This window comes from Oryzomonas japonica, from assembly GCF_008802365.1.
In the GTDB taxonomy this organism is placed as follows: domain Bacteria; phylum Desulfobacterota; class Desulfuromonadia; order Geobacterales; family Pseudopelobacteraceae; genus Oryzomonas; species Oryzomonas japonica.
Window position 1 is genome coordinate 51,457 of sequence record NZ_VZQZ01000003.1, and the last position, 24,739, is coordinate 76,195.

20 protein-coding genes, 2 pseudogenes and 1 riboswitch are annotated in these 24,739 nt (G+C 61.1%); of the genes and pseudogenes, 15 read left to right on the forward strand and 7 right to left on the reverse strand.

Annotation, left to right across the window (positions count from 1 at the left end):
- Nucleotides 1-75 precede the first annotated feature (75 nt).
- The 4 genes and pseudogenes from F6V25_RS05975 to F6V25_RS17230 all read left to right on the forward strand — a co-directional run.
- The gene (locus F6V25_RS05975; protein ID WP_151127710.1) at nt 76-1,350 is read left to right on the forward strand and encodes a sensor histidine kinase; all 1,275 of its coding nucleotides are present in this window, start codon (nt 76-78) and stop codon (nt 1,348-1,350) included.
- Nucleotides 1,347-3,776 carry an ATPase, T2SS/T4P/T4SS family gene (locus F6V25_RS05980; RefSeq protein ID WP_151127711.1) on the forward strand — a complete coding sequence of 810 codons (2,430 nt, stop codon included), beginning with the start codon at nt 1,347-1,349 and terminating at the stop codon, nt 3,774-3,776. Before F6V25_RS05975 ends, F6V25_RS05980 begins: the two co-directional genes overlap by 4 nt.
- Nucleotides 3,773-4,342, forward strand: coding sequence for a response regulator (locus F6V25_RS05985; protein WP_151127712.1), 570 nt, complete (start codon nt 3,773-3,775; stop codon nt 4,340-4,342). Before F6V25_RS05980 ends, F6V25_RS05985 begins: the two co-directional genes overlap by 4 nt.
- A gap of 291 nt (nt 4,343-4,633) precedes the next feature.
- Nucleotides 4,634-5,320 (forward strand): annotated as a pseudogene (locus F6V25_RS17230) (IS256 family transposase); the annotation flags it as partial.
- A 362-nt stretch (nt 5,321-5,682) separates the two neighbouring features.
- Here F6V25_RS17230 and F6V25_RS06000 read toward each other — a convergent pair.
- Entirely contained in the window at nt 5,683-6,825 is a 1,143-nt protein-coding gene (locus F6V25_RS06000) for a phosphotransacetylase family protein (protein ID WP_151127715.1), read from the reverse strand.
- A 196-nt stretch (nt 6,826-7,021) separates the two neighbouring features.
- Between F6V25_RS06000 and F6V25_RS06005 the strand changes: the two genes are divergently transcribed.
- The gene (locus F6V25_RS06005) at nt 7,022-7,681 is read left to right on the forward strand and encodes a YceH family protein (protein WP_151127716.1); all 660 of its coding nucleotides are present in this window, start codon (nt 7,022-7,024) and stop codon (nt 7,679-7,681) included.
- Here the strand turns inward: F6V25_RS06005 and hflX are convergent.
- From hflX to F6V25_RS06020, 3 genes are read right to left on the reverse strand one after another with little or no spacing between them, the layout of a single operon-like run.
- Nucleotides 7,662-9,383: a GTPase HflX gene (gene hflX / locus F6V25_RS06010; protein WP_246166982.1), complete on the reverse strand. Its 1,722-nt coding sequence runs from the start codon at nt 9,381-9,383 to the stop codon at nt 7,662-7,664. The genes F6V25_RS06005 and hflX overlap by 20 nt on opposite strands.
- A gap of 32 nt (nt 9,384-9,415) precedes the next feature.
- A complete protein-coding gene (locus F6V25_RS06015; RefSeq protein ID WP_151127717.1) occupies nt 9,416-10,186 on the reverse strand; it encodes an enoyl-ACP reductase FabI in 771 nt (256 codons plus the stop codon).
- Between the two features lie 55 nt (nt 10,187-10,241).
- The gene (locus F6V25_RS06020; protein WP_151127718.1) at nt 10,242-10,532 is read right to left on the reverse strand and encodes a hypothetical protein; all 291 of its coding nucleotides are present in this window, start codon (nt 10,530-10,532) and stop codon (nt 10,242-10,244) included.
- Nucleotides 10,533-10,756: 224 nt separating this feature from the next.
- Here F6V25_RS06020 and trmB point away from each other — a divergent pair, with 224 nt between their 5' ends.
- Genes trmB through F6V25_RS06055 form a run of 7 tightly spaced genes read left to right on the forward strand, consistent with a single transcriptional unit; the run spans nt 10,757 to nt 17,684 of the window.
- Complete coding sequence (trmB, locus tag F6V25_RS06025; RefSeq protein ID WP_191966092.1) at nt 10,757-11,377, forward strand: tRNA (guanosine(46)-N7)-methyltransferase TrmB; 621 nt, start codon at nt 10,757-10,759, stop codon at nt 11,375-11,377.
- Nucleotides 11,378-11,404: 27 nt separating this feature from the next.
- Entirely contained in the window at nt 11,405-11,749 is a 345-nt protein-coding gene (locus F6V25_RS06030; RefSeq protein ID WP_151127719.1) for a DUF4212 domain-containing protein, read from the forward strand.
- Nucleotides 11,750-13,276: a sodium:solute symporter family transporter gene (locus F6V25_RS06035; protein WP_151127720.1), complete on the forward strand. Its 1,527-nt coding sequence runs from the start codon at nt 11,750-11,752 to the stop codon at nt 13,274-13,276.
- Entirely contained in the window at nt 13,276-14,511 is a 1,236-nt protein-coding gene (locus F6V25_RS06040) for a putative nucleotidyltransferase substrate binding domain-containing protein (protein ID WP_151127721.1), read from the forward strand. Before F6V25_RS06035 ends, F6V25_RS06040 begins: the two co-directional genes overlap by 1 nt.
- Nucleotides 14,512-14,516: 5 nt before the next feature.
- Nucleotides 14,517-15,368 carry a sugar phosphate isomerase/epimerase family protein gene (locus F6V25_RS06045; protein WP_151127722.1) on the forward strand — a complete coding sequence of 284 codons (852 nt, stop codon included), beginning with the start codon at nt 14,517-14,519 and terminating at the stop codon, nt 15,366-15,368.
- 58 nt (nt 15,369-15,426) lie between these two features.
- Nucleotides 15,427-16,296 (forward strand): energy transducer TonB, encoded by an 870-nt coding sequence (locus F6V25_RS06050; protein ID WP_151127723.1) that lies wholly within the window; start codon nt 15,427-15,429, stop codon nt 16,294-16,296.
- A complete protein-coding gene (locus F6V25_RS06055; RefSeq protein ID WP_151127724.1) occupies nt 16,293-17,684 on the forward strand; it encodes a cobyrinic acid a,c-diamide synthase CobB in 1,392 nt (463 codons plus the stop codon). Before F6V25_RS06050 ends, F6V25_RS06055 begins: the two co-directional genes overlap by 4 nt.
- Before the next feature lie 86 nt (nt 17,685-17,770).
- On the opposite strand, the gene F6V25_RS06060 is transcribed toward F6V25_RS06055, so the two are convergent.
- Both F6V25_RS06060 and F6V25_RS06065 read right to left on the reverse strand, forming a co-directional pair.
- Entirely contained in the window at nt 17,771-18,940 is a 1,170-nt protein-coding gene (locus tag F6V25_RS06060; RefSeq protein ID WP_151127725.1) for a mandelate racemase/muconate lactonizing enzyme family protein, read from the reverse strand.
- Between the two features lie 124 nt (nt 18,941-19,064).
- Nucleotides 19,065-20,144 carry a tartrate dehydrogenase gene (locus F6V25_RS06065; RefSeq protein WP_191966093.1) on the reverse strand — a complete coding sequence of 360 codons (1,080 nt, stop codon included), beginning with the start codon at nt 20,142-20,144 and terminating at the stop codon, nt 19,065-19,067.
- A 138-nt stretch (nt 20,145-20,282) separates the two neighbouring features.
- On the opposite strand from F6V25_RS06065, the gene F6V25_RS06070 reads away from it, so the two are divergent.
- On the forward strand, nt 20,283-21,194 hold the full coding sequence (locus F6V25_RS06070) for a LysR family transcriptional regulator (protein WP_151127727.1): 912 nt from the start codon (nt 20,283-20,285) through the stop codon (nt 21,192-21,194).
- A 242-nt stretch (nt 21,195-21,436) separates the two neighbouring features.
- A riboswitch (cobalamin riboswitch) is annotated at nt 21,437-21,605 on the forward strand.
- Between the two features lie 26 nt (nt 21,606-21,631).
- Nucleotides 21,632-22,653: pseudogene (locus F6V25_RS06075) on the forward strand (energy-coupling factor ABC transporter permease).
- On the opposite strand, the gene recO reads toward F6V25_RS06075, so the two are convergent.
- Complete coding sequence (gene recO, locus F6V25_RS06085) at nt 22,643-23,374, reverse strand: DNA repair protein RecO (RefSeq protein WP_151127730.1); 732 nt, start codon at nt 23,372-23,374, stop codon at nt 22,643-22,645. The pseudogene F6V25_RS06075 and the gene recO overlap by 11 nt on opposite strands.
- Before the next feature lie 105 nt (nt 23,375-23,479).
- On the opposite strand from recO, the gene F6V25_RS06090 reads away from it, so the two are divergent.
- Nucleotides 23,480-24,730 carry a ChaN family lipoprotein gene (locus tag F6V25_RS06090; protein ID WP_151127731.1) on the forward strand — a complete coding sequence of 417 codons (1,251 nt, stop codon included), beginning with the start codon at nt 23,480-23,482 and terminating at the stop codon, nt 24,728-24,730.
- The last annotated feature ends 9 nt before the right edge of the window (nt 24,731-24,739 follow it).

The window sequence follows — 24,739 nt, forward strand, 5'->3', positions numbered from 1 at the left end:
TGATGCACTAGTCAGTATTTTGTTCCCTCAGGGCTCTGCGACTCTGCGGCACATGTTTTTTTCTAGGATATGACCATGGACAGACGCTTGGACTTTATTGTCGGCAGGGAGATCGGCCTGCGGCAGTTGCTGAACACCGCCGACGCGCTGATGCTTTTAGAGGGGGCGGTCCGGGCCGGCGCCTGCGGGGGCGAGATTGTGGCGGCGGATGGAGCGCTGCTGGCCTCCTGCGGCGACGCAGGCCCTTGGAAGGTGTTGCGCCCGATCCTGGTCGAAGGTGAACCGGTGGGGGCCCTGAGCCTCTTTGGTGCCGGCGTCACCCCCCTCCTGGAAGGGGTGGCGGACATGCTGCATACCGCCCTGCACACCCTGGTTTTTGGCGCCATGAAACGCCTGCTGACCAGCGAAACCCACACCGCCGTCATAAATCAAACCTACGATGAACTGCTGGAGACCAATCGGCGTCTGGCCCAATCCGAGCGGCAATACCGTGAACTGGCCGAAACCCTGGAAATCAAGGTTCATGAGCGGACCAAGGAGTTGAGCCGGGCCTATGCCGCCATGCTACAGCGGGAGAAGCTCGCTTCCGTCGGCCAGTTGGCAGCCGGGATGGCCCATGAGATCAATAACCCGATCGGATTTGTCATCAGCAATCTCGCGACGCTGCAACGGTATGCCGCAAAGCTGAAAGAGATGCTGGCCTTTTACCGCCTGGGTTGTGAAAGCCATCTCCCGCCCCCCCTGATGAACGAGGCCAACGAGCGGCGGCAGGAACTGAAGATTGACTTCATCCTCAATGACCTGGACGAATTGACGGCCCAATCGTTGGACGGCGCTGAACGGGTCAAGAAGCTGGTGGCCGATCTGCGGGGATTTTCCCATGTGGACGAGATCAACGAAATGCCGACCGATCTGAACGCCGAACTGGAGCAGACCTTGAGCGTGCTGGGTCATGAGGTCCGCGAGGGTACCGTGATCGAGCGCCGGCTGGCCCCCATCCCTCGGGTCACGCTCAGGCCGGCGCTTATCTCCCTGGCATTCCTGAATGTGATCCGTAACGCCCTGCAATTGAAGGTGCCGGCACTGGTGCTCGCCATCTCGACCGAGGCCGGGCAGGGGCAGGTACGGGTGCGCATCGCCGATAACGGGCCGGGCATCCCGGCCGGGATTCGCAACCGGGTCTTCGACCCGTTCTTTACCACCAAGGATGTGGGCGAAGGCACCGGCATGGGGCTGAACATGGCCTACCAGGCCGTCAACTCCTGCGGGGGCACGATCTCCTTGGAATGCCCGCCGGGAGGCGGGACTATCTTCACCATCGCACTGCCGGAAGAGAGAGACGCATCATGAGCACATACGCCGAACTGTTCAGAAGCATGGGGGGAGGGAGCGGGGCGGGACGCGACGAAGAGATTGAGATCGAGTCGCCGCCCCAGAATGAGTTCTGCCTCCTGTTCGTCGATGACGAAGAAGGGGTTCTGGGGGCATTGCGGCGCATCTTCATGGAAGAGAGCTATACCATCTTTACCGCCAACTCCGCCGCCGCGGCCCTGGAGATCATGGCGAGCCGCCCCATCCACCTGATCATATCGGACCACCGCATGCCCGGTATGACTGGCGCCGAACTGCTCAAAAAGATCAAGGAAACCTGGCCCGCCACCATCCGCATCATGCTGACCGGCTATGCGGACGTTAATTCGATCATGGGAGCGGTGAAGGACGGGGCGGTCTATAAATTTATCACCAAACCTTGGAACGACGAGGATTTGCGCCTTACGGTCAGCCTGGCGTTGCAGCAGTACGTCCTGATGCAGGAGAATCGTCGCCTCAGGGATGTGGCCAAGCGGCAACAGGCAACGATCACCAAGTATGCCGGCCTGTTCGACGAAGGAAAGGGAATACTGGGGGACCTCCTGCAAAAAGAGGGGGCCGTCTCGCGTGAAGTCCTGCTGGCCGCCCAGCAGAAGAAGGAGCTGGACGAGTTTTTAGGGGATACGTTGGTGCGGCTGGGGATCATCACGGAGAATGCCATCGTCCGCGTCCTGCAAAAACACCTGGGAATCGATTTCATCGACCTGCGGGAGATGGAGATCAACCCGGCAACGGCAGCCGCCATTCCGAAGGATATCTGCGTGCGCCACCGCATCCTGCCGGTAAAGCTGGAAGGGGGGCAGCTGACCTTGGCCATGGCCGATCCGTCGGACCTCATGCTGTGCGACAATATCAGCCGCATAACCGGTCTCAAGATCCTTCCCTACATAGCGCTTTCATCCGAGATCGGCGAGGCCCTGGCCAAACTGGCCGGCGGGAAGCCGGACACCGGGCTGGACGAGGCCCTGGACATCGAACCTCTGGACGAGATCGATATCGTCATCGAGGAGGAAGAGGCCGAGGTCAGCGTTCAGGAACTGATAGGCTCCTCGAAAGTGCCGCCGGTGATCCGCATCGTCAACGCCATCATTTCCGAGGCGATCCGCTACCGGGCCAGTGATATCCATATCGAACCCAAGACCAAGTACACCGTGATACGTCTGCGCATCGACGGCATGCTGCACAGCAAGATCAAGATCCCGTCGGACCTGCATGCGGCGGTTGTGTCGCGGCTGAAAATCCTGTCCAAGATGGACATCGCCGAGCGCCGTCGGCCCCAGGACGGCAGGATCACGGTCAAGGCCGGGGCGCGGATCGTGGATATGCGGGTTTCGTCCCTTCCCACCCTGAACGGCGAAAAGATCGTCATGCGCATTCTGGACAAGAGCGCGGCCATCAAGAGCCTTAATGAACTGGGAGTGCTGGCCGACGATCTGCGCAAGATCACGGTGATGAGCAAGAAGCCCCAGGGGGTGATCATCGCCACCGGCCCCACCGGCAGCGGCAAAACCACCATGCTCTATTCCCTGCTGGCGGCCATGATGAACTCGACGCGCAACTTCGAGACCATCGAGGAACCGGTGGAATACTTCATGGAGGAGGCGAACCAGGTCTCGGTGCATGAAAAGATCGGCCTGAGCTTTTCCCAGGTGCTGCGCTCGACCCTGCGCCAGGACCCGGACGTCATCCTGGTGGGGGAGATTCGCGATCAGGATACGGCCGACGTGGCCTTCAAGGCGGCCCTTACCGGCCACATGGTGCTATCGTCCCTCCATACCAACTCCGCCGTCGCCTCCATCACCCGTTTGATCGACATGGGCATCAAACCGTATATCATCGCCTCGGCGCTTGAGGGGCTCATCGCCCAGCGCCTGGTGCGTCAGGTCTGCAAGAACTGCGCAAAGCTCGTGCCTCCCGATAAGGACCTGCTGGAGATGCTGCGAGTGCCCGCCGGGTTCTTCACCGGCGGGGTCTTTGTGGGCAGCGGGTGCGATGTCTGCAATACTACCGGGTATCATGGGCGTATCGGCATCTTCGAGGTCTTCATCATGAACGATGATTTCCGCCAGTTGATCGGCAGCGCCTATAAGGAAACCGAGGTGTTGGAACTGGCGCGCGCCAGCGGTATGCGCACCCTGCTCGAGGATGCCCTGGAAAAGGTTCGCTTGGGATGGACGACCATGGAGGAGGTGCTGCGGGTGATCGGCCCCAGCGTCTACCTGGAACAACCCTGTCTCCACTGCGGCCGCGCCATCGAGGCCAAGTTCGTGTTTTGCCCGTATTGCGGAGCGGTGAAGGAAAATCGTTGTTGGAAATGCCGTCTGCCGGTGGAGGTGGATTGGATTCACTGCCCCTTCTGCGGGGTGGCGCAGCAAGGCACTATGAAAGAGGGGGTGGACCGATGAATGACACCATTTTGTTGGTAGACGACGAACCTAATGTCCTTACCGCGCTTACCCGGTCGCTGATCGACGAGCCGTATCAGGTCCTGACTGCGCCGAGCGGCGACAAAGCCCTGGAGATGGTGGCCGCCATGCCGGTCAAGGTGATCGTCTCCGATGAGCGCATGGCGGGCATGAGCGGGTCGCAACTGCTGGCCGAGGTCCGCCGCCGCTTTCCCCCGGTCATCCGTATCCTGCTGACCGGTCACGCAACCCTGGAAGCGGCAATGCGGGCGGTCAACGAGGGGGAGATTTATCGTTTCTTCACCAAGCCGTGGGATGAACCGCTTTTGAGGTTTGCGCTACGGTCGGCCATTGAGAAATACGACCTGGAGGCGGAGAATAGAAGGCTTCTGGCTACCGTCAAGAGCCAAGCCATGGAAATCAAGGTTTTGGAGCGGCGTTATCCCGGCATCAGCAGGGTGGCGAAGGACGGCAGAGGCAGTTTTATCCTGCCTGACATACCTGATGACGATATTGCCCGGATACTTGAGGAGTGCGAAAAGGAGGCCCATGCCTTGACCGACTGACCAGGAGCAGCTCCGCCAATTCCTCCATGACAACAACGACTGGTATGATGAAGGTTCTTTTCTGACTGAGGGTTGCATCGATAAAAACATTAGGGGGTGTCGCATCAGAAAGGACACCAGAAAGACCATTGTCGCGCAGTATGACGGATGCATTGAAGCGTAAACTCGAAACACTTTTTGCTCCACTTTACGAGTGTTACAGCAATCCGCATGAGTCGTTAAAATATGGAGGGTGTAAAAAATATTATGTACATGACCGCGAGGGGTTAGAGGTTCGAGACCCCAGAGGACCTGATAGGCGAGAACGGCCTTTTGAAGGAGCTGGCCAAGCGCTTGCTTGAGCAAGCCATGCAGGTCGAAATGACCGACCACCTCGGCTATGCCAACAACGCCCCAGTCGGTAAGAACAGTGGCAATTCCCGCAACGGCAACTACAGGAAAAAGGTGAAGGGCGACTTCGGCTAGATCGATCTAACCGTACCCCGTCACCGTAACGCCATCTTCGATCCGGCCATCATTCCCAAGGGTGAGAGCCGCTTCAAAGGTTTCGACGACAAGATCATCTCCATGTATGCCCGTGGGATGACCACCAGGGACATCCAGACCCACTTGGAAGAGATGTACGGGGTTGAAGTCTCACCCACGTTCATCTCCCAGGTCACGGAAGTTGTAACCGAAGAAGTCAGGCTCTGGCAGAACCGTCCCCTGGACGACATCTATCCCATTGTCTACCTGGATGCCGTCAGGATCAAGGTCAAGCACAACGGTTCCATCGTCACCCAGGCGGTGTATCTGGCCATAGCCGTTACCATGGAAGGGGTTAAGGATGTGCTCGGCATGTGGGCCGCCGAGACCGAAGGGGCCAAGTTCTGACTTTCCATCCTGACCGAATTGTAGAACCGGGGCGTGAAAGATATCCTGATCGCCTGCGTGGATGGCCTGAAAGGCTTTCCTGAAGCCATTGAGGCTGCCTATCCGTTTTTTGAACTCCACCATCTCGGAAACGGCCAAGGAACTGGTCTTCGACATCTGCTACTCAAAAGATGTTCTCTGGAACATGTATTCCGTTCTCGGATGCCTCCTCTTGACCGGAGCCATCAGGAACTCGAAATAGTGAGCAAAAAAGTTTGCTGAGCGTCACGCTTGGGGAGCCGGTACGGACTCGAATCTTATTTAGCGATTTGAATATCGATTTTGTTTGCGAAACGGTCTGACATGCGGCAATCAAGCTGCTACTAATTTAGTGTGAAGCCCAAATGGCTCTGGAATGGTAACAGGCTTATATTTATAAATAAGAAAGGCGGCCGCTTGGCCGCCTTTCTCAATTGAAGCGTATATCCTCATGCCGCCTGGGCAAGGGGCATCTTGTCGATTGCCGGCGGCGCGCCGGTTTCGAGAAGCGTCTCTATGGCGTCGAAGTCGATGACCTTCTCTGCCTGGCTGGTTATGAGCGAGATCTTTTCGGTGTCTTCGGCCGATATCTTGGAAACGTGGCCGCTCAGCGCAGTGAAGGCCTCGGCCGTGGTCTGCTCGATGCGGATATAGGGGATGCCGCTGTCGTCGATGATCCGCTGGGTGATGGCCGACACCGGTGCATGTCCGGGAATGACCATTCCGGCGATCAGTTTGTGAAAGGAAGGGATGTTGTACAGCGACGAGAGGGTGACCAGGAGCTCGTCTCGGGAACTCGTGGAAATCAGCATGGTCGATTCCCGCAGGTTGTCGATGACCTTCTGGGAGGAGGCGGCACCCAACTGGAAGTGATGGATGATGCGCATCTTCTTGTTCTGGTCCCCCATCAACGGCCGTTCGAGCAATTTGGCGACATTTTGCAGCGTCGGGTCGGCCAGGACCGGCGAGTAATCGAAGGCCCCGCAAACCCGGATCTGTTTGCTCTCGAAATAACGTTCCAGGTAGGAAAGGGACGATGCGCGCTTTTCCGCCAGCAGCTTGTTGACCAACAGCATGCGCACATCTACGCCCTCCTGCTCATACAACGCCAGATTGAGCCGCACGGAATCGATAACGTTGCCGATGCCCCCGCCCGCCACCATCACGACCGGCGCATCCAGCAGCTTGGCCATGTCGGCATTGTTGAGACCGATGACCGAGCCGACGCCTCCGTGGCCCGCCCCCTCGATCAGGAGCAGATCGTAGCGCGATTCCAGCTCCCGGCAGGCCGTGGCAACCTTCTCCATGGCCCACTCGCGGGACAACTCGCCGTCCACAAATTTTTTGGTGGCGCCTTTGCCGATAACCAATGGCGACATGAGGGCGATCTCGTGCTCCAGGCCAAAGACCTGGGCCATCAGGGCCGCGTCCTTGTCCACGATGACGCCGTCGAACTCAAAGCATTTGGGACCCAGCGGCTTGATATAACCGACCCGTTCATACCGCTGCCGCGCCAGATGCATCAGCGAGAGGCTGATGGTGGTTTTACCGCAGTGCTGGCCGGTGGCGGCGATGAAGAGTTTTTTGCACATGGACGGATACTCCCTGAACGTACAAGACATGCGTATAACACGTTAAGTATAGCGATCGCCCGCGTCATTACCAATTACGTATACCTGTAGACGTGTATACGATTGCGGCTGGCGGCCGGCAAAATCCGGTGGCCGGCGTTCCGTCTCGTGCTATAGTGGCGACGTCACGTGGTGTGATGCGCGAAAGGAGCTTCCCATGGATATTCTGCTGGATGGTGTGGAGGTGCGGGTTCTCGGCTGTCTGATCGAGAAGGAGATGACCACGCCGGAGTATTATCCCCTGACCCTGAACGGGCTCACCGCTGCCTGCAACCAGAAGTCGAACCGCGACCCGATCATGGCCCTGACCGAGGATGAGGTGGTTCGTGCCCTGGACGGGCTGCGGTTCAAGCAATTGGCGGTGGTTTCGGCCGACGGCGGGCGGGTGCCCAAATACCGTCATATCCTGGCGGAGAAGCTGGGGCTGGTGCCGGCCGAACAGGCCGTTGTCTGTGAAATGATGGTGCGCGGTCCCCAGACCGTGGGGGAGTTGCGTACCCGAGGGGAACGGATGCATCCTTTTGCCGATCTGGCTGCGGTGGAGGAGGTGCTGAGGGAGTTGATGGCGCGGGAAACACCGCTGGTGACGCGCCTGCCCCGTCAGTCGGGGCGGAAGGAATGCCGTTATGCCCAGCTTTTTGGCGGCGAACCCGAACCCGCGCCGGGTGAAGGCGCCCCGCCGCCCGAAGCGGCCCGGCAGCGGGTGATGGCGGAGCATGAACGGATCGGGAGGCTTGAAGAGGAGGTCGCCCTCCTGCGGGCCGAGGTGGCTGCCCTGCGCCAGGCGGTGGAGGAGTTCAAGGCTCAGTTTGAGTAGTGGTCCCGAAATCGGTCTGCTCGGATGGCCAGAAGCGTCGCTGCAACTCCTCCAGCAGCGGCGCCAGGCTCTTCCGGTCCCGGGCCGAGATGGTCAGCCCCCCCGTGGTGCGGGCAACCTGGCGCACCTTGAGGAAGGCCACCGTGTCCTTCTTTTTCAGGTCGTTCAGGATGTCGGCCTTGTTGAAGACCAGCAGTTCCGGTTTTTCCCCCAACCCCAACTCCCCCAGAATGGCCCGCACCTGGGCGATCTGATCCTCGAAGCGGGGATTGGCCGCATCTACCATGTGCAGCAGCAGGTCGGCGTCCTGCAACTCTTCCAGGGTGGCCTTGAAGGCCCCCAGCAGGGAGGCGGGCAGGGAACGGATGAAGCCGACCGTATCGGTGATGATCACCTCCCGCTCACGGGGGAAGCGCAGGCGGCGGGTGGAGGTGTCCAGGGTGGCGAAGAGCAGGTCTTCGGTAAAGACCTCGCTCTGGGTCAGGGCGTTGAGCAGGGTGGATTTTCCAGCATTGGTGTAGCCGACGATGGAGATGATCGGCACGCCGGCCTTGACCCGTTGGCGGCGGCGCTGGTCGCGGCCCCGGGAGAGTTCCTTCAGCTCCCGCTCCAGGCTGGCGATACGGTCGCGGATACGGCGGCGGTCGGTCTCCAGCTTGGTCTCGCCCGGTCCGCGTCCGCCGATGCCCCCCATGAGGCGCGACATCTGCACGCCCCGGCCGGTGAGGCGCGGCAGCAGATACTTGAGCTGGGCCAGTTCCACCTGGACCTTGCCGTCCAGGCTCTTGGCCCGGCGGGCAAAGATGTCCAGGATCAGCTGGCTGCGGTCGATGACCTTTAGTTCGGTCATGGCCGAGATGGAACGGATCTGGGCTGGCGTCAGCTCCTGGTCGAAGACCAGCATGGTGGCGCCCCGTTGGAGGGCGCGGATGACCACGTCGCGCATCTTCCCCTCGCCCATGAGGAAGCGGGGGTTGAGCTTGCGGGGGCGCTGGATGAAGGTGTCCAGCGCCTCGATGCTGGCGGTCCTGGCCAGTTCGCGCAGTTCGGCGATGGAATCCTCGGCATCCTGGCGCGTCCCGCCGGTGGTGACCGAGATCAGGATGGCGCGCTCCAGTGCCTCGCCGCCCCGGCTCGTTGTACGTACGGCCCGCTCCAGGTCGGCTTCCAGCTCGGAAAAGAAATGGCCGCAGTCCAGATCGATGCGATCAAGCGGCGCCACGGGACCGGTAACGGTGGAGGGGCCGCCGTGGGCCGGGGAGAGGTGTGCTATCTGGGCGGAGATCTGTTGCCGTTCCGGGGTGAAGAGCAGGGCGGCCAGCAGGTCGAGGCGCAGCAGGGCGAGGTCGGTGATATCGTCTTCGCTGACCGGTTCGTTCTTGAGGTGGGTGTGGATCAGGCGCAGCCCCCGCAGCGGATGCTTGCCCAGGGGATAGTCCCGCAGTTCGGGGATAACGAGCCCCTTTTCGTCCCCCACGACGACGTATTCCACCATGCCCTGGCGGTTGACCAGGATGCCGAGCTGACGGCGGATGTCGGAGGATATCTCCACGAGGCGGGCAGCCAGTTCGGAGGAGCAGAACTCGGCCGGCGGGACGCGCCTCCGGTAGAGACGTTCCAACGCCTGGATCTGGCTTTGTTTGAGTCCTGCAAGATTGCCGTAAGGTTCTTTGATGGGAAGGCTCCGGGGACCATCGGGCAAAGGTGAAAATCCACCTTTGCCCGATGGTCACATTATAGGCCGATTACGTTATAGCCGCCGTCCACGTAGTGTATCTCGCCGGTCACGCCACTGGCCAGCTCGCTGCACAGGTAGACCGCGGAGCGGGCCACGTCCTCCTGGGTGATGGTGCGGCGCATGGGGGCCTTGGACTCCACGTGGTTGAGGATGTGGATAAAGCCGTTCACGCCGGAAGCGGCCAGCGTACGGATGGGGCCGGCGGAGATGGCATTGACGCGGATACCCTCGGGACCGAGCGCCTCGGACAGGTAGCGTACGGATGCCTCCAGGGCCGCCTTGGCAACCCCCATGACGTTGTAGCTCGGGAATACCTTCACGGCGCCGTGGTAGGTAAGGGTCAGCGCCGCAGCGTTGCGCCCCTGCATCATCGGCTGGGCCGCCTTCAGTATGCCGAGGAGGGAATAGACGCTGATGTCCATGGCGGTGGCAAAACCCTCGCGGGTGGTATTGACGATGGTTCCCTTCAGCTCTTCCTTGTTGGCAAAGGCTACGGCGTGGACAATAATGTCGATGCCGTCCCACCGTTTGCCCAGTTCCGTGAATACCGCCTGGATATCATCGTCACTGGTGACGTTGCAGGGAAGGACCGCCGCGGCGTTCAACGATTCGGCCAGCGGCCGGACCCGTTTTTCGATCGCCTCGTTGGCATAGGTAATGGCCAGTTCGGCCCCCTGCTCATGAAAAGCCCGGGCTATGGCCCAGGCAATGCTTTTTTCGTTTGCGACCCCGAAAATCACTACTTTTTTGCCATGCAACAACGGCATCTCTCATGTCCTCCGATTCGTATTGGTGCGGTGAATAGTACAATAAAACGGTTGCTTAGGCAAGGGGAGGGGAGGCGGGTGCGTCATCGGGCCGGAGTTGGTCCGGTGCCGTGGTGTCCGAAACATGCGAAGCGGTTTCAACTACGGCAGGCTGGCCAGCCTGGTAGAGCGCCGCCAACCGGTTTTCCACCTCGGACAGCCGTTTTTCGATACGTTCCATCACTTCCAGCGTGCGGTCCTGCTTACCCTTGATGGCGAACACCACGAACGGCATGATGAGCCAGATAACCGCCAAAAAGAAGCCGATAATGCTCATCATTACCATGAAACCGCCAAATATTTCCATGTGTTCTCCGATACTGCGTAATAACTGCTCATCTATACCACAGCACACGGGAAATGTTAAGGTGTTTCCGTCCAGAGACTAAGGAAAAAAGTGCCGGTGAACGCTGTCCAATCGTTGTTGCCGCCGCCAGTGAGGCTATTTTTGCGATCGGGAGCAAAAAGCGGTGAAAAATTGCCGTGAAATGTGGTAAGTTAAAACGATTTGATATCAGAAAAGGTGAACGCGTGACGCTTATTCCCATAACCTCCCCCCGGTTCATTGATGCGGAAACGCTGGCTTCCCTGCCGGCCTGGAACGAAATTTTTGGTAATGACAACCCTCTGGCGCTGGAGATCGGCTGCGGTACGGGGCATTTTGTGGCCCAGATGGCCCCGTTGCATCCCGACTGGAATTTCATAGCCGTGGATTACTACAACAAGGGGTGCCTGAAGACCTCCAAGCGGGTCGATAAGGCGGGGCTGGACAACGTGCGGGTTATCCGTGCCGAGGCCCGCTCCTTCATGGAACGCTGCATCCCCCATTGCTCCTTGCGGATGGTGGTCATCAACTGCCCCGATCCGTGGCCCAAAAAGCGTCACCGCAAGCGGCGGCTGGTCAATACGGAGTTCGTCGGCTATCTGTCGGAATTCATGCTGCCCGGCGGAGACTTCCACTTTGCCACGGACTTCGATGACTATGGCGAGGATGTGGCCCGCTTCATGCCGGACATGCCCGGGTTCGCCAACGTCCTTGCCCCCGATCCCTATCGACATGCCCTGGAGGGGTATCCGCTTTCCAAGTACATGCTCAAATTCATGGATGCCGGCAAACAGATTTACTTCGTCCACTACCGCAAGGCTTCATAGCAGGGCGTTGAAAACGGGGGTAAGGCCATGGAGGAATCCAGGACGGACAGGGAGATCAGTTTTTTCAGGCCGCGCGGAACCGCCATGCGTGGCGAAGTCCGGGTCATCTGGCTGGTTCTGGCCGGTTGGTTTGCCGCCATCGTCGGTATCCAGGCATGCGTCTACCTGCTGGAAATCAACTATTCAGAGCTTTTGCTCGAAGAGATGACCTTTTTCAACCTGCCGATCCATTTCTGGCTGACCGGCCAGGTGTTGCCCCTCTGGTTCATCATTCTCTGCGTACTCTTCAACATCTGGATGGACCGTCATGCGGCCCGCCGCCTGGACGGCGCTCTGCGTTTCCGGGTCCGTTCCGGCCGGGAGGATGAGTAAATGACCGAATCCGCGGTGCAGCTTCTGCCCCTGGCCATCGTGGTCGGCATGTTTGCCCTGTTCATCGTCTCGGGACTGCGCACCAGCAGCAGGCAGGCCTCCGAGTACGGTGTCGCCGGCGGGTACACCGGGCGGATCGGTATCGGCGCCGCCATTGCCAGCAACTGGATGAGCGCAGCCAGCTTTCTGGGGCTGGCCGGCATGTTCTACCTCACGGGGTACTACGCCATGGCCTTCGTGGTCGGCTGGACCGGCGGCTATGTCCTGCTGCTGGTGCTCATGGCCACCCAGATCCGGCGCTTCGGCAAGTACACCGCCCCGGACTTCGTCGGTTTCCGCTATGAATCCGAGGCGGCGCGCACCCTGGCGGCGATCATCTCCATCGGTATCGCCGTCATCTACGGTGTCGCCCAGTTCCGCGGCATCGCCCTGATCGTCTCGTGGTTGTTCGGCATCGCCTATACCCCGGCGGTGGTCGTCGGCGCCGCGCTGGTGGTGGGGTTCGTGGTCGTATCCGGCGCCCTCGGGGTGGCGCGGAATCAGAAACTGCACTACTTCGTACTGATCACGGCCTTCATCCTGCCGCTGATGCTCATGGCCCGCAAGCTGGGGTATTTCTGGATCCTCCCCCAGTTCGGCTACGGCGCCGCCATCAGGGACCTGCAGCAGCAATTCGGCTTCGCCTGGTCGGAGCCGTTTGCCACGGTCACACCCTTTCGCTGGCTGGCGCTCTGTTTTACCCTCATGTTCGGCACGGCCGGCCTGCCCCACGTCCTCTCCCGCTTCTACATGGTCCCCTCCATCCGGGATGCCCGCTGGGGGGTGGTGTGGGGGCTGTTCTTCATTGCCCTGATCTACTGGTCGGCTCCGGCCTATGGCGTCCTGGCCCGGTTGTTCGAGGCGCGCGGCGGCATCGTGCTGAACAGCTCCGACCCGATGGTGGCGGATATGGCGGTGCTTTCCGCCGCCCGTTACAGCGGCCTGCCCCTGTGGTGTATCGGGCTGCTGGCCGCCGGCGGGATGAGCGCCGCCTTTTCCACGGTGGCGGGCATGTTTCTGACCGGTTCGGCCTCGTTTTCCTATGATATCTACCCCCGTCTGATCAGGCCGAACGCCAGCGAGGCGGACAAGGTCGTTGCCGCAAAAGGTTTTTTTCTGCTCCTGGCGGTGATCGTCATGACGCTGGCCCTCAGGCCGTGGGGCATGATCGCCGAGATCGCGGCCCTGGCCTTCGCCCTGGCCGGCAACACCATCTTCCCGGCCTTCCTGTTGGGAATCTGGTGGGGGAGGGCCAATGCCCCCGGGGTCATCAGCGGCATGCTGGCCGGGGTGGTGATTACCTTTGCCCCGTTCCTGGCGGGCATCCTGCCGTTTCTCGCGTCATTGCCGCCCGCCACGTCGTCGGCCTTCATCGGCGCGCCGCTGGTCATTCTGGTCATGGTGGCGGTTTCGCTCCTGACCCCGCCGCCGGGCGACGGGATCAAGCTGTTTCTTGCCCGCAACGTACATGACACTGCGGAGGAGTAATGGCGGTTCTGGCCACGGCAAAGGGGAGCGATATCACCACCTGGCGGGCTGCCGAGGAGTTTGGCGCCGCCTTCCGTCAGGCGCTCCTGAAGCAGAGCGCCCCCTGTCGCTCCGAGGAGGCGGAGGGGCTGTTCAACGAGACCTGCCGTGAGCTTGAGGCGCTTGCCGGCGAAAACGACGAACGGATGGCGCGACTCGATCGGATCGTCGTCGAGACGACGGCAAGCGTGGACCCGGTTCGTCTCGGGGAGCTGTGTGCAACCTACTATGCGGAACTCTACGATCACTTCGGCCGCTACGGCTCCTGCGTGGCCTTTTACCATCTCAGCACGCTCTTTTTGCACGCGTTGACCGGTTCCCTGCACCGCTCCACCCTGATCCAGCTGGGGGAGTCCGGCAAAGAGCTGCATGCCACGACGCTCGTGGCAATGGGAACGGCCGGCCGCCGGGAGTTTTCTCCCTTCTGCCCGCTGCAGTTGGCGCTGGTCCTTGGGCGGGACGACAGCGGCGACCAGGAAGCGGGCTCCCGGTATGCCCGTATTCTCCAAGAGGGTTTTGCGGCCTGCGGTCTGCAGGTCGATGGCGACGTCGCCCCGGTGCATCCTCCGTGGCGCGGCAGTCTGCCGGAGTGGAACCAACGCCTGGAGCAAGGCTTGGCCAGGGGGAAGCAGAAGGAATTGGTAGAACTGCTCAGGTTGGCCGATCATGAAGTCCTTTTTTCCTCCGAGGGGGGGGAGGGCGAGTTTCGGGAGCTTGTGCTGCCGCACCTGCAACAGAGCCGCCGGGCCATGGGTGATCTTGTGACCCGCCTCATGGGGCTGTCCAACGGCATAGGGATGATGGGGGGGTGGCGTCTGGAAAAGAGCGGTCCGCACCGCGGGCTGTTCAGGCTGTTCGAGCATGCCCTGCTGCCGCTCTCGGCCGCGGTTGCCGCCCTGGCCCTGATCCACCGGGTCGATGCCCCCGATATCCCCCAGCGCATCCGGGTGCTGCTTGGGCGCCAGGCATTGGATGTGGATACCGCCGAACGCTTGCTGCAGTCCTGGCATATCCTGAACGAGCTGCGCCTGACGCGGGAACGTGAATTTTTCCCGGTCCGGAACAATGGGGCGGCTCTCTACCTGGACATCACGAACCTGGACGAAGATACCCTCGGTATGTTCAGGGATGCGCTGGAGACCGTCGGGACGGTCCAGCGTCTGGTGAGTGTCGTCTATAACGGGACGGAAGAGTAGCCGCCGTGCAGATCACGCTCTCCACAGGCAGCCTCTTCACGCTCCCTTTGCCGCGGACCTTGGAGCTTGCGGCGGCCGCCGGTTTCGATGGGGTCGAGTTGATCATCAACCAGGACTTCCAGAAGATCAACCCGGTCAGGCTGATCAGATCGCTGCAGCAGATCGCGGTGATCCACTCCATCCATGCACCCTTCATGCCCCTGGATGGCTGGGGCGGCCCGGCGGATTCCCTGCGGCGGAGCGTGGCCCTGGCCGCGGAATGCGGTATCCCGCTGGTGAATTTTCATCCGCCGTCGTGGATGAGCTTTGAGATTGGCTACTGGCGCTGGCTCTACAGCGTGATCGATTTTCAGAAGGATGTGGGGCTGGACGGCCTGGTGACCGTCACCTTGGAGAACATGCCCTGGGTGGGCAGGATGAAGATCAATCCCCATATCCTGTCCAGCACCCAGCGGATGATCGAGTTCATCCGTGACCACAACCTGTTCATGACCTTCGACTGCACCCACATGGGATCGGGCAAGGCCAATTTTATCAACGACTTTTACCAATTTTACGAATCAGGGCGCATCAGGAACATCCATTTTTCCGATTACGGGCAGGGACGGGAGCATCTTTTGCCGGGGCACGGCATGCTGCCGCTGACCCGCTTCCTGAACCACTTGCGAAACACTGATTATCAGAGTACGGTAACGCTGGAACTTGATCCGTCCGAATTCCCCAAAGCGGAGCATATCATCCTGGAAAGCCTGAAAGAAATCCTGATGTACCTGCGCGCCGAAACCGGCAAGCAAGACGATGCGGTATTGAATTACGACCGGGGCTTTCAGGCCGTTCCCCTGCCCGAGGCGGGGTAGCCGCCGCCCGACGGCGGCATATCCGATTTTTTATCTTTTTTCCGAGCGACCACCCTGCATGTCTGACAAATATATCGAAAAAACCTTTATCTATCTCCTGGTAATCTCCGTGGCGCTGCATGTCGGCATGTTTGCCCTGATGTACTACCTGCCCCACGAACAAAAGCCGCCTCCCAAGGAGCCGGTGTTCATCGACATACAGCAGATCCCGGAGCTGAAGCCCCAACAGCCCACGCAGCAGGAGACAAAGCGCTTCTCCGATCAACGGCAGCGTGTCCCCAAGGAGATGGCCCCCCGCGGGAACGCCCCCCGGGACAGCTTCGGGCCGGCACCGCAGCCGGTCGCAAAGCCCCAACCCCAGGAGGCCGTGAGGAGCCCGCACCGGCAGGTCCCCGCAGGCAAACAGTCCCAGACGTTGCCTCCGGGACGCCAGGAATCCCCCCTGGCGCCCGGCTCATCGGTTTCCAGCCTGCTCAGGCCAAAGTCCCAGAGCGCGCCGCAGATTTCCCCGCACCAACTTTTCCCGAGTGCGCAGCGTCTGGCCAAGCTGGAAGAGGGGTATCGCCGCAAATTCGAGAACGACGTAGCCGAGGGGGACACCCGCTTTCTCAACAGCGACGACATCCAGTTCGGTTCGTTCCTGCGCCACTTCGAAACCGCCGTGTACGGCGTCTGGCGCTACCCCCAGGAAGCGGCCATGAAGGGGATCGAGGGGGTCACGCCGGTGCGGATCACCTTCAATCGGCGCGGAGAGATCGCCAAGGTGGAACTGCTGGAAAGCTCCGGCGCACGGATACTGGATGACGAGGTTCTGCGCACCCTGCGCTCCATAGGTCCGGTGGGGTCGTTCCCCCGGGGCTACGACAAGGAAGAATTCCATTTGATCGCATTTTTTCAGTACGGCGGCGCAAGACGGTCGTTGCGGTGACGCGGCGCGCCTTCCTCATCGCCGCCCCCCAGAGCGGTTCCGGCAAGACCACCGTGGCCCTGGCCGTCATGGCCGCCTTCAAACGGCGCGGGATGCCGGTTGCGCCCTTCAAGTGCGGCCCTGATTTCATCGATCCCGGCTACCATCGCCTGGCCACCGGCCGCCCCTCCGTCAACCTGGACGGCTGGATGTGCCCGGAGGGGTTCGTGGCCGGTACCTTCCATCTGCATGGGAAGGGGGCCGACGTGGCGGTCATCGAAGGGGCTATGGGGCTGTTCGACGGCATAGGCCACGCCCCCATGGAGGGAAGCAGCGCCCAGGTGGCCGCTATTTGCGGCGTGCCGGTGGTGCTGGTGGTCAACGCCCGAGGCATGGCGGCCAGCGCGGCGGCCCTGGTCAAAGGGTTTGCCGGGTACGACGAGCGCGTCAGGATTGCCGGCGTGATTTTCAACAATGTGGGGAGCGAGTCCCACGGCGAGTTGCTGCGTCAAGCCCTGGCAGCGGCACTGCCGGAGTTGCCGGTGTTCGGCTGCATCCCCCGGGACGAATCCCTGGGGATACCGTCGCGGCACCTGGGGTTGGTCACGGCCGAGGACAACCCGTTGCCGCCCGACTACCTGGAGCGCCTGGCCGATCTGGCGGAGGACCGTCTGGACCTGGGGGGACTGGCAGACATTCACGTCACCCCCGGCCCCCCTTTTTTAAAGGAGGGAACTTTGCGGGATGCCCTCGCGGAGGGGGGCGCACCGGTCCGTATCGCTGTGGCCCGGGACGCGGCCTTCTGCTTCGTGTACGAGGACAACCTGCGCCTGTTGCGGGAGACGGGCGCCGAGATCGTCCCGTTTTCGCCCCTGGCAGATGCGCACCTGCCGGCCGATATCCGTGGCATCTACCTGCCGGGCGGTTACCCGGAGTTGTATGCCGAACGCCTGGCCGCCAACAGCGCCATGAAAGCCGCCGTGCGGGACGCCGTCGAGGCGGGCATGCCGGTGTATGCCGAGTGCGGCGGCTTCATCTACCTGACCCGCGGCATGGAGGCCGGGGAGGGGCAACCAGTGGCCGATTTCGTCGGCATCTTCCCGGTGCGGGCGCGCATGTTGCCGAAACGCAAGGCGCTCGGGTATCGCCAGGTCGAATGTGCGACGTATTATGGGGTGATAGCCGGTAATGGGAGCGCCCGCGGCCACGAGTTCCACTATTCGGAGGTCGGGACGATGCCCGATCGCATTGAACGGTGTTACCGGGTGTCCCGGCAGGGGAGGGAGCTTGGCCGGGAAGGGTATCGCTACAAAAACTGCCTGGCGTCCTATATCCACCTGCATTTCGGCAGCAACGGGGGGATCGCGCCGGCCTTTGCAGATGCCTGCCGAAAATACGGCACCGTGTGAGGTATCGCACCACCCGCAGAAGCTGTGGGCGTGGGGAGGGTGCGTCCTCTCAAGCTAACCCTGGGCCCAGCCTCCGCACCCACCATTTATTCAGCCAAGTCGTGCATGACTCGGCACAGGTCCGATTTGCCTTCAAAACCGATGCCGACGAGTTCCGGCATCGTGATGTATCCGGCCTCTACCCTGACGCCGTCGGGGAAACCCCCGAACGGCTGAAAAAGATCGGGGTAGCTTTCATTGCCACCTAAGCCGAGGCCTGCAGCTATGTTGAGCGACATCTGATGGCCGCCGTGCGGGATGCACCGCCGTGAGGACCAGCCATGGCGCTGCAGCATGGCCAGGGTGCGGCGGTATTCGCAAAGTCCGTAGGAGAGAGCACAGTCAAACTGCAACCAGTCCCGATCCGAACGCATGCCGCCGTGACGGATCAGATTTCGTGCATCCTGGTGACTGAACAGGTTTTCGCCGGTCGCCATCGGGCCAGGGTAGAATTCGCTCACTGTAGCCTGTAGGCTGTAATCGAGAGGATCGCCGACCTCCTCGTACCAGAAAAGGTCGTACTGCCGTAGCGCCTTGGCGTAGGCGATGGCCGTTTCCAAGTCGAACCGGCCGTTGGCGTCCACCGCTAATCGGGCCTCGCTCCCTATCTCCGCCAGCACCGCCTCTATCCTTTGCAGGTCCTCGGTAAGCGGCGCACCTCCGATCTTCATCTTCACCACGGTGTAGCCGCGGTCGAGATAGCTGCGCATCTCGGCGCGGAGCGCAGCCAGATCCTTGCCAGGGTAGTAATAACCGCCGGCAGCATAAACGAAGACGCGGGGATCCGCCTCGACGCCATGAAGTTCCGAGAGCAGCCGGAAAAGCGGTTTGCCGGCGATCTTGGCCGTGGCGTCCCACACGGCCATATCGATGGTCCCCACCGCAACCGAGCGCTCGCCGTGCCCTCCGGGTTTCTCGTTGGTCATCATGGCAGCCCAAACGCGGTCGGGATCGAGGTTCTCTCCTGTCTGATCCAAAAGCGTGGAAGCTTCAGCTTCCAGGATGCGAGGGGCGAAACGCTCCCTTATCAATCCCCCTTGGCCGTAGCGGCCATTGGAGTTGAATCCATAACCAACAACCCTCTTCCCGTCTCTGACGACGTTGGTAACAACCGCCACCAGGCTGGTGGTCATCTTGGTGAAGTCGATGTAGGCGTTACGAATCGGCGACGAGATCGGCAGGGTAATTTCCTTTACTTCGGTTATCCGAATGTCCATTGTAACCTCCAGGTTCTCTCGCATAGTGGAATATGCGATACTCTTTGTTATGGCCGGCAGAGGAAAATAAAGGCGGCAACTCTCAGCAGGCCTTCGTCCAGACAGGAGAGTTCAGGGGACTTCGTCAGACCGCCGCAGCGATAGCCGCGCCTACTTCAACTGTGGTGGCACGTCCCCCCATGTCGGGGGTGCGCGGACCATCGACCAGGATAGCTTCAATGGCGCTGATGATGGCATCGTGTGCGGCACGGTAGCGAGGATCGCCGTTCCCTAGGAAATCGAGCATCATTGCTCCCGACCAGACCATGGCAATTGGGTTGGCGATATTCCTGCCGGCGATGTCGGGTGCTGAACCATGGACCGGCTCGAAGAGCGAAGGGAAGAGACGGTCGGGATTTAAATTCGCGGATGGTGCAATGCCGATAGTTCCAGCACAAGCGGGACCGAGATCCGAAAGGATATCTCCAAACAGGTTGGAAGCCACCACCACGTCGAAAAGATCCGGGGTCAGGACGAACCGTGCCGTGAGGATGTCTATGTGGTACTTGTCCCAACTCACCTCCGGGAACTCCCCTCCCATCAATGCCACTCGTTCGTCCCAGTAGGGCATGCTGATGGCGATACCGTTCGATTTGGTGGCAGCGGTCAGGTGTCTTTTCGGCCTGTTCTTTGCCAGCTCGAAGGCGAACCTGAGAATGCGATCTACCCCCGTTCTGGTAAAGACTGATTCCTGCAGGACGAGTTCGCGCTCCGTCCCCTCGAACATCATACCGCCGATCTTGGAGTATTCCCCTTCGGTGTTCTCCCTGACGACGTAAAAGTCGATATCGCCGGGCTTACGGCCAGCCAGGGGGCAGGGGACCCCGGGCATCAGTCGCACCGGTCGCAGGTTCACATACTGGTCGAATTCCCGACGGAACTTCAGAAGCGATCCCCAAAGGGAGATATGGTCGGGCACCACCTCCGGCCATCCGACAGCGCCGAAATAGATAGCATCGAAAGGTTTCAGCGTCTCGAACCAATCGGCCGGCAACATCTGTCCGTGCTTCAGGTAGTAGTCGGAGCAGGACCAGTCGAAATGGGTAAACTCGATCTCGATATTGAACTTCCCCGCTGCAGCCTCCAGCACACGAAGACCTTCAGGCATGACTTCCCCGCCGATACCGTCACCTGGTATTACTGCGATTCTGTGATTTTTCATCATTGTCTCCAGGAGTCTGGGTTACGAATGGTGAATTTGGCGCCATAGGAAACCCTGAAGTGGAATTAGCATTTGAAGTAGAAATAGCACTTTTCAGGGTAAAGATAATTAGATATTGTATGCATATAAAGGACACGAAACGTGAATAATCTGCCTCCTATTGATGACATGCGACTCTTTTGCGCCGTGGTGCGCAACATGAGTTTCATTGCCACGGCAACCGAATTGGGAGCCTCACCTGCCTATGTTAGCAAGCGGATAGCGCTGCTTGAAGACGTGCTGAAGGTGCGCCTACTGCACCGCACCACCCGGCGCGTGAGCCTGACACAAGACGGGGAAACGGTGCACCGCTGGGCGCAGCGGATTCTGGAGGATGTGGAGCAGATGGTCGAGTCGGTCACCACCTCAAAGACGACCCCGAGGGGATCACTGCGCATCATTACCGGTTCCGGCTTTGGACGCAAAAAACTCGCTCCTGCTCTCTCCGAACTCGCCATACTTTATCCCTTGCTGCGCATTGAATTGGAACTACTAAGCCGTCCGGTGGATATGATCGCCGAAGGATTCGATCTCGATATCAGAGTAGGGGGCGATTCGGCGCCCAACTTGATCGTGAAGCGAATCGCCGAGAACTCTAGAGTTCTCTGTGCCGCGCCGTCCTACCTGGAGCGTCGCGGCATGCCGGCAGAAGTCATTGACCTGGCTCGTCACGACTGCATCGTCATCCGCGAGCGTGATCAGAGTTTCGGGGTCTGGCGGCTGCAAGGTCCGAAAGGGGTGGAAACGGTCAGGGTGTCCGGGCCGCTATCGTGCAGCAACGGTGAAATTGTTCACCAGTGGGCTGTGGACGGACACGGCATCATTTTGCGATCGACTTGGGACATTGCGGGGGACTTGAGGGAGGGGCGCCTGGTGCGGGTACTCCCCGAATTTTTTCAGGAAGCTAACATTTCGGCTGTCTACCCTTTGCGTCTGACTGAATCGGCGAAGGTGCGGGTCTGCATCGAGTTTTTGCAGCAGTGGCTCAGGGAGAAGGGATCAATCAGCATTTAATCGGGTTGGGCGACCCACGGGAATCCCTGCCCCTTCGCTCCTCAGGTTGCTGCTATGGCTTCGGGGAGATCCCGCAGCCCACAAAATCTGCGGAAGAACCGAGGTATCCCCGAACCCGTGACACCCCTCATGGCGCCTCCCCCCTCGGCATGATACTTCATGGGCGGCGCTGGACCCCGGCGTGGCGCTCGATCCGCTCTTCAGGCCGGATTCGGGTTGTCTTTTGCCTGTTGCCGTGCTACAAAATCGAAACTGCTTCCGGTCCAAGGGAAGCCGGTGCGAATCCGGCGCTGCCCCGCAACTGTAAGGGGGGACTGTCACCGCAGGAGGCCACTGTCCGTGAAGGATGGGAAGGCGCGGTGACGGGACGATCCCCGAGTCAGGAGACCTGGCTGGAAGTCGCATAAGCACTCCGACCGTGGGGAAGGGAGCGTATCATGAAACACCCTGCGTTACTGTTGTTGTCCGTTTGCCTGCCTGTCGTTCTTCTGCCGTCCTCTTCATTTGCCATGCACATCTCCGAGGGGATTCTGCCCTTTTCCTGGGCAGCGGTCTGGTTTGCCGCGTCGGCGCCCTTTTTGGCCCTGGGGTTGCGCAGCCTGGCGCGCCGTTCGGCCCAGGACCTGTCCAGCAAGCCGCTGGTGGGGATGGTGGCGGCCGTGGTGTTCGTCATCTCCTGCATGCCGGTGCCGGTGCCGACCGCCGGGACCTGTTCCCATCCCTGCGGCACGGGGTTGGCCGCGATTCTGCTCGGCCCGGCCATGGGAGTGGTGGTGGCGGCGGTCGCCCTGTTGATCCAGGCGCTCTTTCTCTCCCATGGCGGCCTCTCCACCTGGGGTGCCAATCTCTTTGCCATGGGGGTTGTCGGTTCCTTTACCGGGTTCATCGTGTTTCGCGGCGTGCGCGCCTGCGGCGCCGGGCCGGTTGCGGCCGCCTTCGTGGCCGGACTCCTGGCCGATTGGGCCACCTACGCCACGACCGCCATGATCCTGGCGGCCGGTATCCGGGGGACAAGCCCGTTCTGGCCCCTGGCCGGCAAGATCGCCCTGGCGTTCGTCCCCACCCAGTTGCCCCTGGGGATCATCGAAGGGGTCATCACCGCCGGCATGGTCTCCCTGTTGCGCAAAAAACGCCCGGACCTGCTCGCCCGCACCGCTTTGGCGGGAGTCGATGGAGGGAAACGATGAAACGACGCATCATCATGATAAGCGTGTTGTTGTGGTCAATGGCAACGGTTTCCCCGGCAGTGGAACAGTGGCAGGGGATCGATGAAACCGTTGTTCAGAAGATCGCCCGGGAACATGGCCGCGAGGCCAGAAAGCCGCTGATCGACACCGGCGAGGGGGATATACAGTTGTTCGTGTTCCTGCTGGCGGGGGCGGTGGGCGGTTTTGCGGCCGGGTATTGCTGGCGCGCCCTTTTGGACGGCAGGAAGAAGGAGGACAGGACTAAGGAGTGACCTGTCCCAGAAACTCCAGGCTCTTCAACCGGCGTCCTGCATGGGTGGCGATGGCTCGATCCAGAAGCGCCCCCCCTTCCGTCAGGAGATCGGGCGGAAAGACGACCTTGCCGAAGGTGCCGGTTGCCATGCAGGCGCCCAGGGCTTTGAGGGCTGAGGGATGCAGCGGCCTGCCGGTCGGGGCGCAGGCCCGGCACACCGGTTCGCCGTTCTCCTGCAAAAGTGCGCCGACAGTGCCAAAGGGGGTGTCGCAGCGGGGACAACTCTCCAGCGAGGGGCGATAGCCCAGGATGTTCAACAGGTTGATTTCAAAGAAACGGCGGTCGCTATCATCGGCCGCCGTTTCCGCTTCCAGGCGGTCCAGATAGGCGGCCAACAAGCGGTAGAGCCGCGGCAGGGGATGCCCTTCGGGGGTCATGGCCTCCACCACCTCGCAGGCATAGAGCGCATGGGCAATGGCTGGCAGGTCGCCGCGGATGCGGGGGTAGATGGTGACGATCTCGGCCTGTTGCAGCCCTGCCAGCCCCTCCCTGACCCGGACCTGGGCCTCGATGCGGGCAAAGGCCTCCAGCGCCGCACCGAAACGCTTGCGGCTCGTGCGCGCACCGCGGGCAAAAGCCTTGATACGGCCATGCTCCAGGGAGAACAGCGACGCGATCCGGTCGCTATCGCCGTAATCGAGCGTCGAGAGGACAATGGCCTGAAGTTTTTCGGCATGCATGGACGGCCTATTGATCTGTTGAAATGTGGGATGGATTTATTTATTCTAGGCCAAGACACAAGGCAAGAAAAAAGTTCACGTACCCCTTTCTCACGAGGAGGCAGCATGGTCCGTTTCTCTCCATTGGTTTCCGTGGTCGCCCTGAGCCTGTTCGCCCTGACCGCCTGTGCCCCCGTCGGCAGGCAGGTGATGGGCGACCCCCAGGATCCTTATCCGCTCACGGCGCCGCCCCGTATCGGCCAGATCGTCCATCTGCCGACCGGCACCCTGGTCAGCCCGGCCCAGATGCTGGCCGTGGCCACGGACGCGCGTATCGTCTACGTCGGCGAGACCCATGACAACCCCGCCTCCCACCGCCTGGAACTACAGGTCCTCCAAGCTCTCGCCGAGCGCTATCCCGGCCGCCTGGCACTGGGCATGGAGATGTTCGTGCGTTCCCAACAGCCGGCCCTCGACCGCTGGGTTGCCGGCGAGCTGGATGAAAAGGCCTTTCTCAAAGAATCCCGCTGGTTCGAAAACTGGAACATGGATTTTGCCTATTACCGTGACCTTTTGAACCTCGCCCGTGAACGGCACCTCCCGGTCATCGCCCTGGATGCCGAGAAGAGCCTGGTGAAGGCGGTGCGCAGCACGGCCCCGGAACAGCTCGGCCCGGCCGAGCGGGCCCAGTTGCCGGAACTCGACCTGACCGATCCCTACCAGCGCGGCCTGGTAACGGCCATCTTCGGCGATCACAGCCACGGGGGGATGGCGATCGATGGCTTTATCCGCGCCCAGACCCTGCGGGACGAGACCATGGCCGAATCCGCGGCCCGCTACCTGGCAAGCCCGGCCGGCAGGGACAAACACCTGCTGGTGGTCGCCGGTGGTGATCATGTCAGCAGCGGCTTCGGCATCCCGCGCCGGGTATTCCGCCGTCTCCCCGCCTCCTCGGTCATCATCGGCGGCAAGGAACTCGACATCCCGCCCGACAAACAGGATCGCCTGATGAACGTCACGGTCCCCGATTTCCCCATGGTGCCGTACGATTTTCTGGTGTACCAGGCTTACGAGGACCTGCCCGAAACAGGGCTCCGCCTCGGCGTGATGATCGAGCCGGCGCCCGGTGGCCGCGGTCTGGCGGTGAAGGGGGTGCTGCCCGGCTCCAATGCCGAACGGGCCGGCCTGCAGCCGGGGGACATCTTGCTCGCCCTCGACGGCGAACCCCTGACGGGAAATTTCGACCTGACCTATGCCGTGCAGCGGAAACATCCCGGCGACCGCGGGGTGGTGCTGGTCGAACGGCAGGGGAAGAGCCTGAAGCAGGAGATCGTGTTCCTGGCTCCACAGAAGGGACAGCACCACGGCAGCAAGTAGCCGTAATCA

Coding starts and splice junctions, on each gene's coding strand:
- F6V25_RS06065 (WP_191966093.1), bottom strand. CDS start 20,144: ATGATGAAAAATCACAGAATCGCAGTAATACCAGGTGACGGTATCGGC.
- F6V25_RS06040 (WP_151127721.1), top strand. CDS start 13,276: ATGGCGGTTCTGGCCACGGCAAAGGGGAGCGATATCACCACCTGGCGG.
- F6V25_RS06050 (WP_151127723.1), top strand. CDS start 15,427: ATGTCTGACAAATATATCGAAAAAACCTTTATCTATCTCCTGGTAATC.
- F6V25_RS05975 (WP_151127710.1), top strand. CDS start 76: ATGGACAGACGCTTGGACTTTATTGTCGGCAGGGAGATCGGCCTGCGG.
- F6V25_RS06015 (WP_151127717.1), bottom strand. CDS start 10,186: ATGCCGTTGTTGCATGGCAAAAAAGTAGTGATTTTCGGGGTCGCAAAC.
- F6V25_RS06020 (WP_151127718.1), bottom strand. CDS start 10,532: ATGGAAATATTTGGCGGTTTCATGGTAATGATGAGCATTATCGGCTTC.
- F6V25_RS06005 (WP_151127716.1), top strand. CDS start 7,022: ATGGATATTCTGCTGGATGGTGTGGAGGTGCGGGTTCTCGGCTGTCTG.
- F6V25_RS06090 (WP_151127731.1), top strand. CDS start 23,480: ATGGTCCGTTTCTCTCCATTGGTTTCCGTGGTCGCCCTGAGCCTGTTC.
- recO (WP_151127730.1), bottom strand. CDS start 23,374: ATGCATGCCGAAAAACTTCAGGCCATTGTCCTCTCGACGCTCGATTAC.
- F6V25_RS06030 (WP_151127719.1), top strand. CDS start 11,405: ATGGAGGAATCCAGGACGGACAGGGAGATCAGTTTTTTCAGGCCGCGC.
- F6V25_RS05980 (WP_151127711.1), top strand. CDS start 1,347: ATGAGCACATACGCCGAACTGTTCAGAAGCATGGGGGGAGGGAGCGGG.
- F6V25_RS05985 (WP_151127712.1), top strand. CDS start 3,773: ATGAATGACACCATTTTGTTGGTAGACGACGAACCTAATGTCCTTACC.
- F6V25_RS06060 (WP_151127725.1), bottom strand. CDS start 18,940: ATGGACATTCGGATAACCGAAGTAAAGGAAATTACCCTGCCGATCTCG.
- F6V25_RS06000 (WP_151127715.1), bottom strand. CDS start 6,825: ATGTGCAAAAAACTCTTCATCGCCGCCACCGGCCAGCACTGCGGTAAA.
- F6V25_RS06035 (WP_151127720.1), top strand. CDS start 11,750: ATGACCGAATCCGCGGTGCAGCTTCTGCCCCTGGCCATCGTGGTCGGC.